This window comes from Cellvibrio sp. KY-GH-1 (assembly GCF_008806975.1).
Classification (GTDB): Bacteria; Pseudomonadota; Gammaproteobacteria; order Pseudomonadales; family Cellvibrionaceae; genus Cellvibrio.
This window is the reverse complement of the sequence record NZ_CP031728.1, coordinates 4097168-4115655: the sequence shown is the minus strand read 5'-3', so window position 1 is coordinate 4115655 and position 18488 is coordinate 4097168. Positions and strand designations below refer to the sequence as shown.

The following is an 18488-nucleotide window of genomic DNA, read 5'->3' as shown; positions in this document are numbered from 1 at the left end:
GTCTCTCCCGGCGCCTTTGCGCCCACGCTACAGGAATTGCCCGATGTATCGATTTGCCCGTCCTGCACCTTTGTTAGTGGCCTGCGCACTGTTACCCAACCTCGCAGTCGCCGCCGAAAATACGGTTGAAGAAGTTTTTGTCAGCGCCAGCCGCACTGAACGCCCACTCAGCACTATTCCCAATACGGTGACGGTAATTAGCCCGGCGGAGCTGGAACAGCAGCTATCCATCCAGGATGACCTGTCTACTGTACTGGGTAATTTGATTCCCGGTTTTTCGCCCAGTCGCCAGAAGATGACCAACGCCGGTGAAACCCTGCGCGGACGCAAGCCGCTTTATATGATCGACGGCGTTCCCCAATCCAACCCGCTGCGCGACGGCGGCCGCGAGGGAAATACCATTGACCCGGTGGTGATTGAACGGGTGGAAGTTCTGCACGGCGCCAATGCGATTCACGGCCTGGGTGCGGCCGGCGGAGTAATAAACCTGATCACACGCAAACCAGCCGACAAACTGGAGCAGGGCATTCGCTTTAGCACGGGATTCCAAACTGAAGACGCGGGCGAGAGCGCCGATTACGCGATGAGCTACAGCCTCTCCAATCGCTTTGATAATGATGTGGACCTGATTGCCAGTATCAGCCTGCGCGACATGGGTGTGGCTTATGACGGCAAGGGCCAAATCATCGGCGCCGACAACACCCAGGGCGATACCATGGATTCCAAATCGGTAAACGGGTTTGTTAAAACCGGTTTTGATTGGGATGACCAGCGCATCGAATTAATGCTGAATCGCTACGACATTGAAAACAAAAACAATTGGATTTCCGTGCCGGGCAAAGTGTCCACCCAAACGCCCAGCAGTGCAGTCAAAGGTGATATTACCGGTGAAGGCGCGCGCAACGAAGTGACCGCAATTAGCGTGAATTACACTAACGATGAATTCTTCGGGCACAAATTGCGTGTACAAGGTTTCAGCCAGGATTTTGCCGCAACCTACGGTGCGGAAGCTGTGCCATTGGCAACCTTTCAAGATCCCAAATACGGCCCCAATTTAATTGACCAATCGCAAAATAATTCGGAAAAAGTCGGCGCAAAAATTACGCTAGTGAAAGATCAGCTCGCCAATTTGCCAGTGAATATTGTTTACGGTGTGGATTTAATTAAGGACAAAACCTGGCAGGAATTAATCCAAACTGGCCGCGCCTGGGTGCCGCCCAGCGAATACGAAAATACCGCGCCTTATTTGCAAGCAGAATTTACCGGCATCGATAAACTTACACTCACCAGTGGTGTGCGCTACGAAAAATCCAAACTCAAGGTGGATGACTTCACCACGCTCGCATCCTATGGCAGTCGCGTTGTGGAAGGTGGTTCGCCGGAATTTTCAGAAACCCTGTACAACTACGGCGGCACCTATCAAGCCACTGAAAGCTGGCGGGTGTTCGCTAACTACGCCGAAGCCTTTTCCATGCCCGATGTGGGCCGCGTGCTGCGCGCCATTAATCGCCCCAATCAAAGCGTGGAAAGTTTTCTGGATTTAAAACCCATCCTCACCGAAAGCAGTGAGCTGGGTGTGGAATTTAAAACAGGCGATATTACCGCGCAGTTGAGTTACTACGAATCCGGCTCGGATTTTGGTGAGCGTTTGGAACGCGACGCCGATGGTATTTACACTGTGCAGCGCGAAAAAACTAACATCGATGGCATTGAATTTACCCTTTCATGGGCAGCGACAGATCTGGATTTATTTGGCCTGCGTTACGCCGAAGCAACCGGGCGTTACGATTCCAATAAAGATGGCCGCGTGGATTCTGATTTGGGTGGCACCAATATTTCACCGGATCGATTAAACCTGAGTTGGGATCGCAGCTGGAGCAACACTATAGACACTCGCCTGCAAGCAAATTATTTGTTTGATCGCGATGTAAAAAATAGCAGCGGGGTTATCACCAACAGTTTCGATGGTTACACCACGTACGATTTGAGCGCAACCATCGCGGCCTTTGATGGCACTGTATCACTGGCGATTCAAAACCTGACCGACGAATATTATTTCACCTACTACTCACAAAGTAGCCCTAACGATATTCGCAACTTTACCGGGGTAGGCCGCAGTGTTAATTTGGGCTATGCGCGTACGTTCTAGGGTTTGTTTTAAAAATATTGCTGATTGATTTTTAATTTGTATTTCTTCGGTTAAACAATCGATTAAAGAAGTTACATAATCGGTTAAAGCAACAGATAACGCATAAAAAAACCGATGGCTCGCGCCATCGGTTTTTTTATTTTTACCTAGTTAAAAAATTAATTACACACTGAACCAGTCACTACCGGTGTTTCTGCGGTGGTGTGGTTGCCCTGGAAACCGAACTCAACGGTTTGGCCAGGTTGGATAACCGCGTTCCAGCTCAGGTTGCTCGCTGAATAACTGCCAGAGAAGTTCGCGTTCCAGGTGCCGGTCAAGGTGGTGCCATTGGCGTATTTCCAGCTCACGTTCCAGCCGTTAATTGCACTGGTACCTTTGTTGGTGATACGAATCGCACCCACAAAACCCGAGCCCCAGTTATTCACAATCACGTAGCTGCAATTACCCTGAGTGGTTGCAACACTGCTGCTGGATTTGCTGGAAGTCGTCGCTGCCGAGCTGGATGACTTGCTTGACGACGTCGCTGCAACTGAACTGGATGACTTGCTTGAAGAAGTCACTGCAACCGAACTGGATGATCTGCTGGTTGAAGTCGCTGCAATTGAGCTGGATGACTTGCTGCTGGAAGTTGCAGGTGTTGAGCTAGGAGTAGATGAACTGGTTGAGCTGCCACCACAAACCGCAGAGGTCAGGGTCGCACCGTTTTTGCCAACACCCGCCACTGTCGCCAACTTGTCTTTCACACACTGGGGTGTCATCGGCGAATAGCTGTAAGGAATTGCGATTGGGAAGGGCGCCGTCGTGGTCCAGTTGGTTGCATCGACAGTGCCGCCACTGCTCCAGGTAATGTTGTAAGTGGCAAAATCTGCTGGCGACTTCACGTTGTTGTTGCGCAGATCCCAGAAACCGCAGTTGCTGCTGTCGTAGCGGCAGGTAATGGGGTTTTTGGCATTTTGGAACCAGTTGCTTTCAATCAGCGAGTAACCGGCCTGACGCACGTTGATACCGGAATCGGTAATGCCGTCGTAGAGGTTGTTGTACATGTGGGTCCAGCCACCGCGTTGCAATGGCAAGCGCGCGTTTACATTTTTGTAAATGTTGTGGTGGAAAGTAATTTCGCGCCCGCCCGCGATATCGCTGCTGCTGGAACCATCGAGACCCACTTTTTTGCTGTCGTGGATATAGTTGTAAGACACAGTCACATTGTGTGACTCTTTCTTGATGTCGATTGCACTTTCGAAAGTCAAATCGCCATCCGGTGAACCTTTACACTCGTTGTTCACTGCAAACAATTCGTTGTGATCTACCCAGACGTTGGAGCCGCTGTCCACGCGAATCATGTCGGCATCGTTGTTGGCACCGGCGAGCGCGCCGATTTTCATATTGCGAATAATCACGTTGCTGGATTTATTCACCACCACACCGAAGTTGGCCGATGAGCCATTGGCACCGAGGATGGTAACGCCCTTGGTGAATTCTTTGATTTCCACATAGCGATAGGCATCGTTCCAGCGCGGATTCGGGCAGTTGCCGGAGGAATCGACCGTGTGGTCTTTGATCATCTGCGCAATCATTGAATCTTCGTTACCGGTATAAGTAATGATGACCGGATAGGCACCGCCAGTTACCTTATCGCCATTCGCATCGAGCTTGGCGTTGGCAATAATGGTGTTAATTTCCTGATAGGTAGCGGCGGTGAAAGATTTTGCACCGGAAGCACTGCCGCCATCGGTGGTAGAGAAACCGCCAGTGGCCGCTGCAAATGCGGTAGAGCCAGTCGCCAGGGCAATAGCTGCCGCAGTCGCCTTGAGAGTAAAACCTGGAGCTGTAGTTTTGAATTGTGTAGACATAATGAATTCCGTCCGGAGTAATTTGTTGTTAGACGGATTGACCGAAACCAGGCTTATTTTTTTCGCGAATCAAAAAAGTTTGGTAGCGCAATCTTATTGTTATCTGCTGTTACCCGGGCACCACAATTGGAAACGGTATAGATACAGGCCACCGACTCGAAAAATCCCGAACTTCGCAGGACTGCTGTCCCTTAAGCCTTTAAAAGGCAGCAATTTCGGCGCATTTTCACACTTATATGATAATAAATCCAGCCATAGATGTGCACCGAATCACAGGCTGATTAAAGGTTATATGGGTTGTTAACGCTAACTCAGATGGCATTAGTGTGCCGAACTGGATAGCAGACGACTGCAGGATAGGTTTCCGCAGTGGCTTGTAATGTCACGTATTCGCAATTTTCAGCCAAACCGGCAGAATCGGTCGACGCATCAACACCCACCTTGCACTGAACAACAATAATCTGCGCTGGAGCTGGCTATGAATGGATCACCCTCAAACCGACGAATTTTGCTGATCGACCTGAACAACGAAGCCCCATACCCAACCATGGCTATCGGCGCTTTGGCCGCCCCCCTAAAACAAGGAGGATATCAGGTAGAGGTATTTTCCCCCCTCGCCCATGGCATGAAACCCCTCGCCCGCGATCAGCAGGAAACGTTTGCTGACTACGCCGTGGCACGCATTTTTTTTAGTGGTAATCGCCTGCTACACTGGGCCAATGAACTCATCTACAACACCTATCATCGCCTGCGTTTCCGCGCAACCAGTAACCTGATAGCGCAATTCAAGGAAGTATTATCCAGCAAACGCTTTGACGGCATTATGGTGTCTTGCTACTTGCAGTATTACCCGATAATGGTTGCACTAGCCGCCGAGGCAAAGCGCCACGATCTCCCCCTTCTGTTGGGAGGCCCTTACTACAACCAACCCAAAGTCGCGCAGGAGTGGCTAAAAATTGATGGAGTTACCGCCATCTTTGGTGGTGAGGCAGACTTCTCTGTATGCGATCTGGCCCAGGCGTTGATCTCAGGTAAGGGGCTCCAGAATATCCCGGGTATATTTCGTCAGGACGTGACGATGATCGGCCAACCAGCACCGCCAGTAATGCTCGGTGATCGTTTACCCATTCCGGATTTTGACCACTTTCACTGGGAGGAATATCCGCATCGAGTTATTCCGGTGATGGCGGGTCGCGGATGCGCCTGGGGCCATTGCCTGTTTTGCAGCGACGTAACCACCGCCAGTACTCGCACCTTTCGCAGTCGCCATCTGGAATCGGTATTGACGGAGCTGCAGACGCAAGCCACCCGCTACCGAGCCAATAACTTTATTTTTTTTGACAGCAAATTAAACTCAGATTTGGAAATTTGGTACGGATTAATAGAACACTTTCAGATAGTTGTACCCGGAGCAGCCTGGGTAGCATCAGTACATGTCGATGCTAAAGGAGAAAATGGACTTGAGCTGGCAACCCTTAAACGCGCCTATTCTGCTGGCTTGAGGCGCATCAGTTTCGGCCTTGAAACGGGCAGCCAACGCTTGAACAAATTGATGCTCAAAGGCACCAGTGTTGCGCGCAACAGCCAATTTGTGAGGGATGCAGCGAGCAGCGGTATCAGCGTGCGCACTACCGTTATCCTCGGGTATCCGCAGGAAACTCCCGAAGATGTGCAGGCGACTGCTGATTTCCTCACAACGCATTTTGACGCAATCGATCGGGTTAAGCTGTCGCGGTTTAAGGCGATTCCGGGAACAGCTTTCGAAACGCGCATGGCGCGTCGACCAGAAAAATATCCAAATGTCATACAACCCGAATGGGATTATCGCTACGCACGCGCACGTTACCAATATCCCGCCGCGCGCGACTCGGCTTATCGTCGAGCAAAGGTGAACTTGTTAAAGGTAGTCCATAAAATCAATCGTAAGCCGTTGATGGACTCCGCCCAGCAGTTCAACGGATTGATGTAGCTCCCCGATACTCTTCTGCCATCAACTCGACAAACCGCTGCCCTCCCAAACCCAGGGGTCGCTCGCGCGACCAAACGAGGTCGATCCACAACTCCTCGCCGTTGGTGAAGTTGGCGATGGGTAGCTCTGCTAGCAGTTGGCCGTTGATGTAAGGCTGGACAAAAGCGCGGGGTAACCAGGCCCAGCCTAGGCCGGCTAGAACCATTTGCAACGCCGCCTCGGGGTGATCGACGCGCCAGTAGTGTTCCGAGGTAATACAAAAGGGTCCGCCGGGGGCATTGCTGTCATCCTGACTGCGGCTACCCACCATCACTTGGCGGATAGGCCGCAGTTGGTGATCGTTTATTTGGCCAGTGGGGGATAGTTCCTGCAGCACCGCATGTTTGCGCGCGATCACCGCCACCAGGGTTTCGCGGCCTACCTCCTGAAAACTCTCGCGCCCGTCCGCTGCTGGCCGCTGGAACACCAGTGCCAATTGCGCGCCGCCCTCATGGAGGAAGCGCAGCGCATCGGTCTGCGGCGCGGTGATTATCTGTACCTCGAGTGAAGGGTGTTCCCGGGCCAATACCTGCAAAGGGCGAACCCAGGGAGTGGATTGCAGCTCCGGTGCGATCACCAGTGTTAGCCGGGTTTCCAGACCCTGACTCAATTCCAGTGCCTGGGTATTGAGCTGCTGCAATTGGGCGATTAGCAGGCGCGCCTGTGGTTCCAGCGCCAGGGCCTGAGCCGTTGGTTTTGGTTCGCGTCCACCCCGATCAAACAATTCCAGATCCAACTCCGCTTCCAGGTTGGCAATTGCCATGCTGACTGCCGAAGGCACTCGCCCCAGCTGGCGCGCCGCCGCAGAAAAGGAACCGCTGTCTAACACCGCCAAGAACACAGCTACTGTCTCTGAGTTAAACACCCCACTCATCGCTCACCTCTAGCATCTTTCAGTTTTACTGATATTAGCCAACTTTTCCTATCAATCAAAACCGCTAAAAATGCCTGCCGATTATTCAAATGACCCGGCAATGAGGTAATTATGAAACCGGTAGAAATGCCCTTGGAGGGATTACACGGCACCAAACGCCGGGTGGTTTATGTCGGCCTGTACGAATTTATTGCGATACTCCTGTCCGCCATACTGCTGGAAATCATGAGCAGCGCGGGGGCCGCAGAGTCGCTCGGATTAGCCATTGCGGCCTCGGCGGTTGCCATTATCTGGAATCTGGTATTCAACGGCCTGTTCGAACGCTGGGAATCGCGCCGCCACCAATCCGGCCGCGGCCTGGGCGTACGCGTTGCTCATGCAATGGGTTTTGAAAGCGGCTTGCTGGTTCTGCTAGTACCGCTGGTGGCTTGGTGGTACAGCATCGGCCTCTGGCAAGCCCTGCTAATGGATCTGCGGCTTCTGGTGTTTTTCCTGGTTTACACCTTTGTATTTACCTGGGCCTTTGACCGGGTGTTTGGCCTGCCGGGGTCGGCCGAGGCTCTGGCAAGTTAATCTGAATCGCCATCTGATCCGGTTTTTTTAGAAGAAACTGAATCTGTTTTCAGTACAGATTCACGCGCATAGTGACCCTGTCTGCAGTTAACTGCGCATGAGGCCACTATGAGCAATTCCCCCCTGCTAATTCCCACCAAAAATTTGTCCTCCGATAAAACTCCCGCCAACCTGGGCGTGCACGACGGTAAGATTTTCACGCGCCGCTTTACCGGTCGCTTTCGCAACCTGCGACTGCTCGGTGCAGGTTTTTTGGCGCTCTTGTTTTTTGGCACCTCCTGGTTGAACTGGAATGGTCACCAGGCAGTATTGTGGGATCTGGAAACCCGCCAGTTTCATGTGTTTGGCACTACCTTTTGGCCACAGGATTTTATGTTGCTGTCCTTGGTGATGATTATCGGCGCGCTCTTGTTATTTGCCGTCACCATGGTGGCGGGGCGCGTCTGGTGCGGTTACACCTGCCCGCAAAGTGTGTGGACCTGGGCGTTTATCTGGGCTGAAAATTTAACCGAAGGTGATCGCAACCAGCGCATCAAATTACAAAATACACCGCTCTCCGGTGCCAAAATTTTTAAGCGCAGCAGCAAACATTTTTTATGGTTATTGATGAGCCTTGCCACCGGCATCGCCTTTGTTGGCTACTTTGTGCCTGTGCGCGAATTGGTGCAAAACCTCGCGCACTTCGAATGGTTGAGCAGCAGCGCCATCTGGGTGGGTATAGTTGCAGCCTTGACGTATGTAAATGCTGGTTGGGTGCGCGAAAAAGTCTGTTTGCATATGTGCCCCTACGCGCGCTTTCAAAGCGTGATGTTTGATCGCAATACCCTGGTGATTGCTTACGATAGCGCACGCGGCGATGCCCGAGGCTCGCGCAAAAAAACGGACAACCCTAAAGCGCTCGGCTTGGGCGACTGCATCGATTGCTATATGTGTGTGCAAGTCTGCCCGACGGGTATTGATATTCGCGATGGTTTGCAAATGGATTGTATTGGTTGCGCCGCCTGTATTGATGCCTGTGACGAGGTGATGGATAAAATGGGCTATGAGCGCGGTTTGGTCAGTTATACTTCGGAAGCAGCCCTTGCCGGTGAGCCGGAAAAAATCTTGCGCCCGCGTTTATGGGGTTACAGTGCGTTGATCGTAATTATGTTCGCCGCACTCGTGGTATCGCTGAATGCGCGTGAGCTGGTGGATATGAGTGTAGTGAAAGATCGCAGCGTGCTTTATCGCTACACCAGTGACGGCGATATTGTGAATGTGTATCGCATGAAAGTAACCAACAAAACCCAACAGCCTGCCGAATACACTTTGCAGCTGCAAAATGCAGACGATTTATCGCTACCGCGCACCCATCACTTTAGGCTCGCTGCCGGTGAAGTTTACGATTTTCCTGTAACAGTAAAAATGAAACCTGTGCACACCAAAGAGGCCGGCATGATTCATTTTGATTTCGAATTAATCAATCATTCAGCGCCTAATCTGGTTACACTGGAAGCGGCTAACTTTATGTATCCGGCACAATAATTTTTATGAACTTTTTCATTGAAACTTTATAACCGCACATGAAACTCTATGAACGGCTAGCTGATGAAATCGCCGAATTAATTCGCAGCGGCGTGCTTGCACCCAATGAAAAAGTACCTTCGGTACGCACCGCAAGCAGAACCTACAATGTGAGCCCCGCAACCGTATTCGAAGCCTATTATTTGTTGGAAAGCCGCGGCCTGATTCAGGCGCGGCCGCGCTCGGGTTATTTTGTTTGCGCCCAGGCAAAAAACGCACTCGCCGAACCAGAGATGAGCCCGCGCAGCACTGAGACAACGCCGGTCGATGTCAGTGAGTTAGTTTTTTCGGTGTTAGGTTCGATTAAAGATCCGGATACGATTCCGCTCGGCTCTGCCTTTCCCAGCCCGGATTTATTTCCGCTCGCACGTATAGCGCGCTCCATGAACAAGAGCCTGCAGCAAATGCCTGCCAAATCCATTCTTACTGACATCACCAGTGGCAATCCGCAATTGCGTCGCCAGATCGCATTGCGCTATCGCGTTAACGGGGTCATGCACGCGCCCGAAGAGCTGGTCATTACCAATGGCGCATTGGAAGCCTTAAATTTGTGCCTGCAAGTCGTCACCCAACCGGGCGATCTGGTGGCAATTGAAACACCTACCTTTTATGCGGCACTGCAAATCCTGGAGCGATTGCAATTAAAAGCCGTAGAAATTCCTGTGCATCCGCGCGATGGCATTCATTTGCAAACGCTGGAAGAAAGTTTGCAACGTTTGCCGATTAAAGCCTGCTGGTTAATGAGCAGCTTTCACAATCCGCTCGGCGCCTCCATGAGCGACGAAAAAAAGCAGCAGCTCTATGATTTATTACATCAGTATCAAGTGCCGTTGATTGAAGACGATGTCTACTCTGAATTGTATTTTGGAATTAATTCGCCCAAGCCCATCAAACATTTTGATCGTGCGGGCTTAGTCATGCACTGCGGTTCTTTTTCCAAAAATCTGGCACCGGGTTATCGTGTAGGCTGGGTGGCGGCTGGGCGCTACGCCGAACAGATTCACCGTTTGAAATTAATGACGACTATTTCTCCGTCTATTCCGGCACAAGCAGCGCTGGCGGATTATTTACAGCAGGGCGGTTACGATCGCCACTTACGCAAGCTGCGCGAAACATTGGAACACCAGCAACAATTAATGCTGAATGCCATCGCCAAATATTTTCCAAAAAATACCCGGGTTACTCGTCCTAATGGCGGCTATTTTTTATGGGTAGAGTTGCCCGAGCAGGTAGACAGCTTGCAATTATTTTCCATGGCACTCGCACAAGGGATCAGCATCGCCCCTGGCCCCATATTTTCTGCCACGCGCCGTTTCCGCAATTGTATTCGTTTGAATTACGGTTATGCATGGACGAAGGAAATTGATGAGGCTATGTCGGTATTGGGAAAATTGATCAACGGCTTTTAACGCGCCGGGAATTATCCAAAGATTGTGCAAGCAATCGCCTTACATCAACAGTTCTCCCGGATGAATGTCAGAATATCCATAGTCGCCACAAATAATCTATGGAGTTTGACGTGATCTACCTGCGTTTGTTCGTTCTTCCGCTGTCCCTGATGTTGTTCGCCTGCGCAAGCAACGAACCCAAACCACCGAAAACCTCGGAAATTTTTTATACCCTCACCAAGCCCGATGGCACAAAACAATTTAGCTACACGCTGACGATGGAACAGCCTGAACGAGGCAGAGGTGATAAACCCCCACGCGGAGGCAATGGAGGAATGCGCGGCGGCATGGGCGGTCACCCCGATGGCCCACCTCCCGGTGGCGGGCACGGCCGCGGCCCAAAACCGGGTGATAGTGAGGACTGGATGGATGGACTAAAGCACCTCACAGAAGAGGGCTTGCTCGCCAAACTGGAAGACACCGGCTTTTGCCGCAATGGTTATCGCCAACTGGAAACACAATCACGCCGTGGCGCGATGAATATTCTCGGCGAATGTTACGACAAAGCCACCGCTGAAGATCGCACTAAATTCCCGAATCCAGCTCCGAAAAAAATTGTTGAAGAAAAGTTGGATTAACGCACTGATGCAGGTTGGGTCTCGCCACGCAGACACGAGTGCCCAACACGTTGGTGATCAAAATATTGTTAGGCATAACTGCCCAACCTACACGCTATTTTTACCCGAGTAATGCTCCATCAAAAAACCATGACAAGTTGTTTATTGGAATATTTGACTGATAGTATCCTGTACTAAATCGCTACTGTCAGGCACGACTTCTCTCCTATTTGTCTGAGCGCTTGATAACATCCAGGATGAACAATATGTCAGCTAAAGAGTTTTTTGAAAGTATTACCGCACATGGCCCTATTTTTATTTCGACACTTACTGACATACTATCGGGTCCAAAAACTTTTATTCGTAAGCTAAATTTTGATGAAAAGAGCACCCTCGGAAAGGTGTTAGCATTCAATCTTTCATGCCTTGCGGTAGCATTTATATTTCAACTGAGTTTCATTGCCACAACAAAAGAGCTTTATCAAGTTTTTGCCACGCTTTTTATCTTCTTCGTGCTAACAAGTTTTTTGGTAGCTTTTGCATATAAAACCGGCTTTTTTGCTGTTGGAGGTAAAGCCTCATTAAAAAATCATATTATTATAAATCTATACATTGCTGGGCCTGCATATTTAGTTAGCGTAATAATAAGCACAACATCCAAAAGCATCCTACTTATAGAAGAACCTGATCTGCTACCAATTTTCAAAGAGTTCGTAGCTAATCATGATCAAACGAACCCGGATATTTATCTCGCTTTGTATGAAAGTAACCCTGGGCTTTTAGCAGTGGCATTAAATATATTAGGGAATATAGCTATTCTTGTTTGGCTTTTATACTCATGGGGTTGCTATCGTTACATTAACAACGTTAGCAAGGCAAAATCGACAATAGCATTCGTTATCGCAATGTGCATATCAATTCCAATATCCTATCTTCTATCAATACTTAGACGGACGTTAGAGCTGCAAATTTTTAGTTAAGGTAAAACTAATTACCACGAAAAACTCAATCAGCCAAAAATATCCATCTGCCCATTTTTGTTTTCGTGCGCGGGAATACTCAGTGGTTTACGGAACAACGAGCATTCGAGCTCGCCATAGCGGCGGCTTTTATCGAGGCCGTAGCGTTTTAATCCTTTCATAAAACGCTGGCGGATCATATCCGCCCACAAACCTTCACCGCGCATACGCGTGGCGAAATTTGCATCGTAGTCTTTGCCGCCGCGCATATCGCGGATGCGATTCATCACGCGTTCCGCACGTTCGGGAAAATGAGTTTGTAACCACTCCTGAAACAGCGGGTTAATTTCCCAGGGCAAGCGCACCACCGTATAACCTGCGGCCGTTGCGCCAGCATTAGCGGCCGCGCTTAATACATTTTCGATATCCTGTTCGGTAATAAACGGAATGATGGGCGCAACGCTCACCATGGTGGGAATACCTGCTTTGCTTAAGCGCTCAATGGTTTGCAAACGCCGCGTGGGCGATGCCGCGCGCGGTTCAAGAATGCGCGAAATATTGTGATCGAGAGTCGTGATGGTAATGGCCGCAGCGGCGAGATTTTTTTTCGCCATATCTTGCAGCAAATCGATATCGCGCTCGATCAAGGCGGATTTGGTAATCATGCCTACCGGGTGATCACACTCATGAAACACTTCCAAACACTGACGCGTAATTTTTAACTCGCGCTCGCACGGCTGGTAGGCATCGGTGTTTACGCCAAACGCAATGGGGCTAGGTTGATAATTGTTCTGGGCTAACTCGCGGCGCAATAACTCCGCCGCATTGGTTTTGGCATAGAGACGGGTTTCAAAATCCAGCCCCGGCGATAAACCAAGATACGCATGGGTTGGTCGCGCAAAACAGTAAATGCAACCATGCTCACAGCCCCGGTAAGGATTGATGGACACACTAAAAGGAATATCCGGCGATTGGTTGTGACTAAGAATTGTTTTAGCCAATTCGGGGGTTACCAAGGTCTTTAACCCCGGATGAATATCCGTGTCATCCACGTAGGGCTGCCAACCATCATCCACCGTTTCAATTAATTGGGTTTCATAGCGGCCGGCAATATTGGTTACGGCGCCGCGCCCTTTATGAGCCTGGGGTTTAGCGGTGATCCAGGGTTCCGGGTCGCCATAATCACAGTCGCGGTCGTGATCATTCGTTGCCATGGAACACCTCTATAGATTACTGTACATAAAAACAGTATTCTGATCCGATAAAAATTCCCGCGCAATATTTTTTTGGCTTGCTGCAACCTTTTTTCAATCGCCCCGTAAATCCCTCCTGACGAATCACACAAACGCCTTCTTCGAAGGTTTCAATCTAACGCCCAATCCAACACCTGATTCATTTGAGGAGGAATCAACCTATGCAATTTAGCCTGAACAAAAATAACCTGAGCCTGGCGCTGGTTATCAGCTGCGCCAGTTTATTAAGCGCCTGCGGCGGCGATAACGACAAAAAAGACAGCGATAAGAGTCCCATTCCCAGCAGTTCAAGCAAAGCTGCTTTGAGCAGCAGCTCCAGCCTGTCCAGCTCGATCGCATCCAGCGCTGCGGTATCAAGCACAGCAGTTACCAGCTCAGCAGTGTCCAGTTCAAGTGCGGCATCCAGCTTGGCAAGGTTTACTCCACCAGTGGCTTGGGTGGATACCGCCATCAATAGTGCAGATGGTAATTATCTGGTAGCCAAAGGTGAAATTCTGTTGGCCTTGCCCGAAGACGCCAGCAACACCAGCTTCAAACCACAATGGATTGGTCGCGATGGATTCGCGCTCTATACCTTCGCCAAAGACACCAACGGTGTATCCAATTGCGCGGGTAATTGCCTGGCGAACTGGCCACCACTATTGGCGGGAGCAAAAGACGCTGCCAGCTTGCCCTACAGCATTATCGAGCGCAGCCTCGGCAACGGCGTGACTGCTCGTCAATGGGCTTATCAGGGTTTGCCGCTGTACTTCTTCAAAACCGATACCGCGGCTGGTCAGACCACCGGTAAGGCCATCGCAAACTGGCAGCTGGCGCGCCCAATTCCGGTAGGCACCCAACAACATGCCACCAAGGGCGAGTATTTGATCGGGAAAGGTTTTCTCGTTAACAGCCAAGGGACGGCTGATCAAAGCAAAGCGGGCTTCACGCTCTATACCTTTGCGAAAGACACCGCCAATCAAAGCAATTGTGGCGCTACCTGTATTGCCAACTGGCCTCCACTTTACGCCGCTGCCGAAGCGCAAACCGCTGGTGACTTTTCGGTAGTGACGCGCAGCGATAACACCAAGCAGTGGGCGTTTAAAGGTCAGCCGTTGTATTTCTACGCAGGTGATAGTGCGGCCGGTGAAATCAAAGGGGAAATACCTAACTGGACACTGGCAACAGCGACGACAAGTTCAGCCGCAAGCTCGAGCGCCGCTTCCTCCAGCAGCTATACCAGTTCGTCGTCCGGTTACAGCTATTAATTAAACGTTTTAAAAGCCTCATCCCCACCACTGGCAACGGTGGTGGATCTTTCCGGCATAGATTTGGTAATGGACATTAAATTTATGCCCCAGAGCAATCACGGATGATGCTCTTTTTCTTTAACGATCTGACCAACAATTACAAGTTATACGCGTAATCCAAAAATACTTTACGCGTTGATGCAGAATTATTTTCCGGGTCGAAATGCGCGAGGCGCAGAGATAGATTGTGTTTGCGTGCCGGGCGGAAGGAAATATCCAAATCCCACTCCGCGCCAATTGCGTCCCCATCCACATCTTTATCAAATAGGTGATAGTGGGTTTCGATGCGAACGGGTGAGGCGCGCCAGAGTAATCCTACCGACGTATTGCGCACGCCACTGTTAGGCGTGTTGCCCACCACACCGGCCCAGCCTTCAAATTTGTGATTGGAGCCCAGCGGCGTAATAAACGCAGCGCCATTTTTTTCGCCCAGAATTTCATAGTGGGCGATAAGCTCCACACTGCCCAGCCCTACACCGGTTTCGACTAAATAGTAGGGCAATTGATCGCGCTCTATATCAAATCTGTCTTGCTGTGCCGCCTCTAATTGCAGGCGATATTTCACCTGACCAACTTTGTAATTGAAGCTGTAGCTTGCGCCATAGGTTGCGTTGCTCGCAGCGGGCATATCCAAATTTTCCATGCGGTGTGCATAGGCGGTGATGCGGGTGTAGTCCCACTCATTCCATTCCAAATGGCTCAGGTGAGTATGCTGTTCGTGATCGCCATAATTTACCGCTGGGCGCGGCGGGGTGGTGCCATTGGGCAAGGGGCCGCGGCCGGGATAATTTTTATCCGCATCGTCACCAAAAATACGATTGGCATTGCCGATATAGCTGTAGGTAAAACGTGAATTACTCGCGAATTTATATTGGCTAAATATCGCATCAAAGGTTTGTTCGTTTTGCCAAAAACCATTGCCGCCCACAAAGCGTTGGTTATCGATATTAATTCGCTGACGCCCCAGACGCATTAAAAAATTATCACCATTCACCGCGATAAAGGCCTGATTAAATTCCGTGCCAGGCGGATCTTGCAACAGCGGTTGGCCGTTGAGACGCACACCGTCGCTGTGATCGTCTTTAAACGTGCTGCCAACTGAATCGACTTCTACAAATGTGGTAAGCCATTCACTCCACTGCGAATTTAAATTGCCTCGCAGTAGCAACGACGCGGATTGACCGCTGTTAGCAGCATCGACATTCGCGTAGCGCGCGCGACTGCCCCAATCCCATTGATGTTGTATTTCCGCGTGCGCGTCTACCACCAATAAACTGCTGATGAATACCGGTAAAAAAAATTGTTTCATTCCGAATGCCAACCTTGGTGAATAACTAGATAAGAAAAATGTGATAAGAAGAATTATTGCCAATCTTCGGCATTGCCATCGTGCAAAAAAGTGACGCCTTTGATTTTATCCATCTCTTCATAAAGTGGATCTGGCATAGGGTTTTGGCGCGCGTCCATATAGGTCATGGCGGGGAGGTGATAAATATCCACGTGTTCCATAAGATTGTTGAACATATAGATTTTTTCTAACGCCGGTAGCTCCTGATAAGTAAATGTCAGGATGCGATTGTCGTTAATCTTCAGTAGCTTGAGTGCAGGCATGTGTTGCAAATCAAACGTTTCCAGACGGTTGCCAAATAAATACAATTCGGCCAACGCCGGCAGTTGTGTGAGCGTTATCCGGGTAATCTGATTTTTGGCGAGATTGATATGATTTAGCTCAGGCAAATTGCCCAGGTTCACATCAGTCAGGTTGTTATTATAAAGTGATAGTTTTTGCAGTTTGGTTAATTGCTCAATACCGACAAGCGAGGCAATTTTTTTGGAGTGGCATTCCACACTGGTAACTTGCTCCAACGCTTGCCACTGTTTTTTACTAATAATTTCCTGCACACAGGCAGTTAAATTTTGATCGGCAAAGATTAACTCCAATGCCTTTACCTGGTTTGCACTAGCACAAATTAATAGTATTAATACCCAGCGAATGATGTTCATAACGAGCCACTTTTTTCCTTGCTAAAAAAAATGCGCAGCCTGTTTGCATAAATGCAAATTCAGGCGGCGCATTATAAAAGCTAAATTGCTGGAGGCTGTTAATTAATTCCTAAATTCATTGTTCCTTTGCGGTCTTTCCTGCTCAGCGCCATGACCCGGCCTCCTGCCAATCATTAACTTTCCCACTTTTCCTGTTTCACCCAGCGTCATCCTGACTCATCCTGATTTTCCCAACGCTCCTTTGATCCGGCTTCCTGTCTGTATTCATTCCCATCCCTCGACCATCCCTAAGTTTCCCTGATCTTTCCACTCCCGCTCCTATGCCACCCCTGGCAGTTCCCTGATTCTTTCCCTAACTTGTTAATTGCCTAACCGGTTAATACCGAACCAGTAATTCCCTAAATAGTTTTCTCCGTTTTTGCCAGCAACACACAAACACCTTTGGCAATAATGGTTTCACTCGGCTCATCCAGCGGCGAACCACCAACATCCTCTTCCGTGAGAATCAGGTGTGACGAGTCTTTAATTAAACGCGACTGCGCCACAGTAATTGGCAGTTCCTCACCGTCGGTGGCAGCAAACACGCCCAGTGGTCGAATTTGGCCATCGCGTTTGGAGATCGCCCATAGCTGCAGGTTTTTCTCTGCAGCAATTTCAACCGCGCCCCATTTCAACCAAAGCTTTTCGCCGCCATTGGCAGTCAACACGGTTAACTGGGCCGCACCGGCTTCATCGGTCAATACCGCAACGTAGTCAGCATTGGGTTGCTGCACGCTAACATTGCCCTGTGTCAGCCACACAAAAGTTGCAAATAAAATGCAGGTGGCTGCACTGACGCTTTGCCAGAACCAGCGCGACCAAAAGCCGCGCGTATCAGGCTGGGTGCGGTTTATACGCGCGGAAATTTTGTCCCAGGTAGCCTCTTCCGGGCGCAACACTTGTTCCTTGTCACTCAAACGCATCAACTCTTCTTCCCAATAACTCACTTGTGCCTGTAATTCCGCATCGCGTTGCGCACGTTCAGTAAAACGTCGGCGTTCACTGCCACGCATGACACCGGTGACATAATCAAAGGCGAGTTGCGGTTCGCTTAGGCCTGCGCCTGTTGTTTGGTTTCCCGGCCCGGTCATTTGGTTTCTAGGCATAGTCTCAACCTCTCGGCGCCACGGTGGAGCCAGGATTTAACTGTGTTGGCATTGGTCGACAATTTCTCCGCAATCTCCTCGCGCGAATAGCCCTGCAAGTAGGCCAACTCGATACTGCGTTTGATGTTGTCGCCCAGAGTGGTCAGGCACTGGTGCAGGTGAAAACGCAGTTGGCTGGCGCCCAGTGCCTGCTCAGGTTCATCACCACCGGGAAAATCTTCCTCATCTTCCAAGGCGCGAGTGTGTTTGCCGGTGCGAGATTCCTTGTCGAGCCGATCCAGCGCGCGGTAGCGGGTGATACTGGCCATCCAGGTCAGCGGCCTGGCCAGATGGGGCCGGTAGCTGGCGGCGTTATTCCAGATTTGCAGAAAGGCTTCCTGCAACACCTCATTACTCAAGTCGGAGGATTTCAAAATCCGCCAGGCGACCGCATTCAGGTAGGGGCCAACCTGATCAAAAAGCTGTTTCAGCGCAGCCTGGTCGCGCAGGGCGCAGCGGGCAATCAGGTTTATTAACTGATCATCCTGGTTATCGTCAGCGAGCGTCATTGGACACAGGTTTCCTTCAATTTGCGTGTTGTTAATCCTATCTACGGACGTGTTTGGGAAAAGTTGCAGCGATTTTTACTCTTCTAAGTGCCTTGCTCGTGACGCGGTTAAACCTCTGAGACACGCCGTGAACCCATCCATGGGGGCTTGTCGTCGACATCCCTGTCTCCGACAGTCTCAGAGGTTTAACCGCGCCCCGAACCAGAGAGACCGCAGAATCCCCTCACCAGAATTCCCACCTCTAAACTGCTCCGCACCATTTTACGCA

15 protein-coding genes are annotated in these 18488 nt (G+C 50.3%); 8 read left to right on the top strand and 7 right to left on the bottom strand.

Translation table 11 applies throughout. The features are described 5' to 3' along the window. The first annotated feature begins 43 nt into the window (after positions 1 to 43). Positions 44 to 2149, top strand: coding sequence for a TonB-dependent receptor (locus D0C16_RS17385; protein WP_151033527.1), 2106 nt, complete (start codon positions 44 to 46; stop codon positions 2147 to 2149). A 158-nt stretch (positions 2150 to 2307) separates the two neighbouring features. Here D0C16_RS17385 and D0C16_RS17380 read toward each other — a convergent pair whose 3' ends face one another. Beyond that, complete coding sequence (locus tag D0C16_RS17380) at positions 2308 to 3999, bottom strand: cellulose binding domain-containing protein (RefSeq protein WP_151033526.1); 1692 nt, start codon at positions 3997 to 3999, stop codon at positions 2308 to 2310. A 478-nt stretch (positions 4000 to 4477) separates the two neighbouring features. On the opposite strand from D0C16_RS17380, the gene D0C16_RS17375 reads away from it, so the two are divergent. Next, entirely contained in the window at positions 4478 to 5968 is a 1491-nt protein-coding gene (locus tag D0C16_RS17375) for a radical SAM protein (RefSeq protein WP_151033525.1), read from the top strand. On the opposite strand, the gene D0C16_RS17370 is transcribed toward D0C16_RS17375, so the two are convergent. Then, positions 5952 to 6881 carry a LysR family transcriptional regulator gene (locus D0C16_RS17370; RefSeq protein WP_151033524.1) on the bottom strand — a complete coding sequence of 310 codons (930 nt, stop codon included), beginning with the start codon at positions 6879 to 6881 and terminating at the stop codon, positions 5952 to 5954. The genes D0C16_RS17375 and D0C16_RS17370 overlap by 17 nt on opposite strands. A gap of 111 nt (positions 6882 to 6992) precedes the next feature. Between D0C16_RS17370 and D0C16_RS17365 the strand changes: the two genes are divergently transcribed. The 5 genes from D0C16_RS17365 (at position 6993) to D0C16_RS17345 (ending at position 12002) form a co-directional block, all read left to right on the top strand. Continuing rightward, complete coding sequence (locus D0C16_RS17365) at positions 6993 to 7454, top strand: PACE efflux transporter (protein ID WP_225318735.1); 462 nt, start codon at positions 6993 to 6995, stop codon at positions 7452 to 7454. Positions 7455 to 7562: 108 nt separating this feature from the next. Beyond that, positions 7563 to 8978, top strand: coding sequence for a cytochrome c oxidase accessory protein CcoG (gene ccoG, locus D0C16_RS17360; RefSeq protein WP_151033523.1), 1416 nt, complete (start codon positions 7563 to 7565; stop codon positions 8976 to 8978). A 38-nt stretch (positions 8979 to 9016) separates the two neighbouring features. Beyond that, positions 9017 to 10426 carry a GntR family transcriptional regulator MpaR gene (mapR, locus tag D0C16_RS17355; protein WP_151033522.1) on the top strand — a complete coding sequence of 470 codons (1410 nt, stop codon included), beginning with the start codon at positions 9017 to 9019 and terminating at the stop codon, positions 10424 to 10426. 110 nt (positions 10427 to 10536) lie between these two features. After that, a complete protein-coding gene (locus D0C16_RS17350; protein WP_151033521.1) occupies positions 10537 to 11043 on the top strand; it encodes a hypothetical protein in 507 nt (168 codons plus the stop codon). Positions 11044 to 11288: 245 nt separating this feature from the next. Continuing rightward, positions 11289 to 12002, top strand: a complete 714-nt coding sequence (locus D0C16_RS17345) for a hypothetical protein (protein ID WP_151033520.1) — start codon at positions 11289 to 11291, stop codon at positions 12000 to 12002. Positions 12003 to 12031: 29 nt separating this feature from the next. On the opposite strand, the gene D0C16_RS17340 is transcribed toward D0C16_RS17345, so the two are convergent. Next, the gene (locus D0C16_RS17340) at positions 12032 to 13195 is read right to left on the bottom strand and encodes a PA0069 family radical SAM protein (RefSeq protein ID WP_151033519.1); all 1164 of its coding nucleotides are present in this window, start codon (positions 13193 to 13195) and stop codon (positions 12032 to 12034) included. A gap of 200 nt (positions 13196 to 13395) precedes the next feature. Here D0C16_RS17340 and D0C16_RS17335 point away from each other — a divergent pair, with 200 nt between their 5' ends. Beyond that, a complete protein-coding gene (locus D0C16_RS17335) occupies positions 13396 to 14481 on the top strand; it encodes a hypothetical protein (protein ID WP_151033518.1) in 1086 nt (361 codons plus the stop codon). A 139-nt stretch (positions 14482 to 14620) separates the two neighbouring features. Here D0C16_RS17335 and D0C16_RS17330 read toward each other — a convergent pair whose 3' ends face one another. The 4 genes from D0C16_RS17330 to D0C16_RS17315 form a co-directional block, all read right to left on the bottom strand. Next, entirely contained in the window at positions 14621 to 15832 is a 1212-nt protein-coding gene (locus D0C16_RS17330; protein WP_151033517.1) for an alginate export family protein, read from the bottom strand. A gap of 53 nt (positions 15833 to 15885) precedes the next feature. Next, positions 15886 to 16527: a leucine-rich repeat domain-containing protein gene (locus D0C16_RS17325; RefSeq protein WP_151033516.1), complete on the bottom strand. Its 642-nt coding sequence runs from the start codon at positions 16525 to 16527 to the stop codon at positions 15886 to 15888. A 398-nt stretch (positions 16528 to 16925) separates the two neighbouring features. Continuing rightward, positions 16926 to 17672, bottom strand: coding sequence for an anti-sigma factor domain-containing protein (locus D0C16_RS17320; RefSeq protein WP_151033515.1), 747 nt, complete (start codon positions 17670 to 17672; stop codon positions 16926 to 16928). Then, on the bottom strand, positions 17654 to 18220 hold the full coding sequence (locus tag D0C16_RS17315; protein ID WP_151033514.1) for an RNA polymerase sigma factor: 567 nt from the start codon (positions 18218 to 18220) through the stop codon (positions 17654 to 17656). Before D0C16_RS17315 ends, D0C16_RS17320 begins: the two co-directional genes overlap by 19 nt. Between the last annotated feature and the right edge of the window lie 268 nt (positions 18221 to 18488).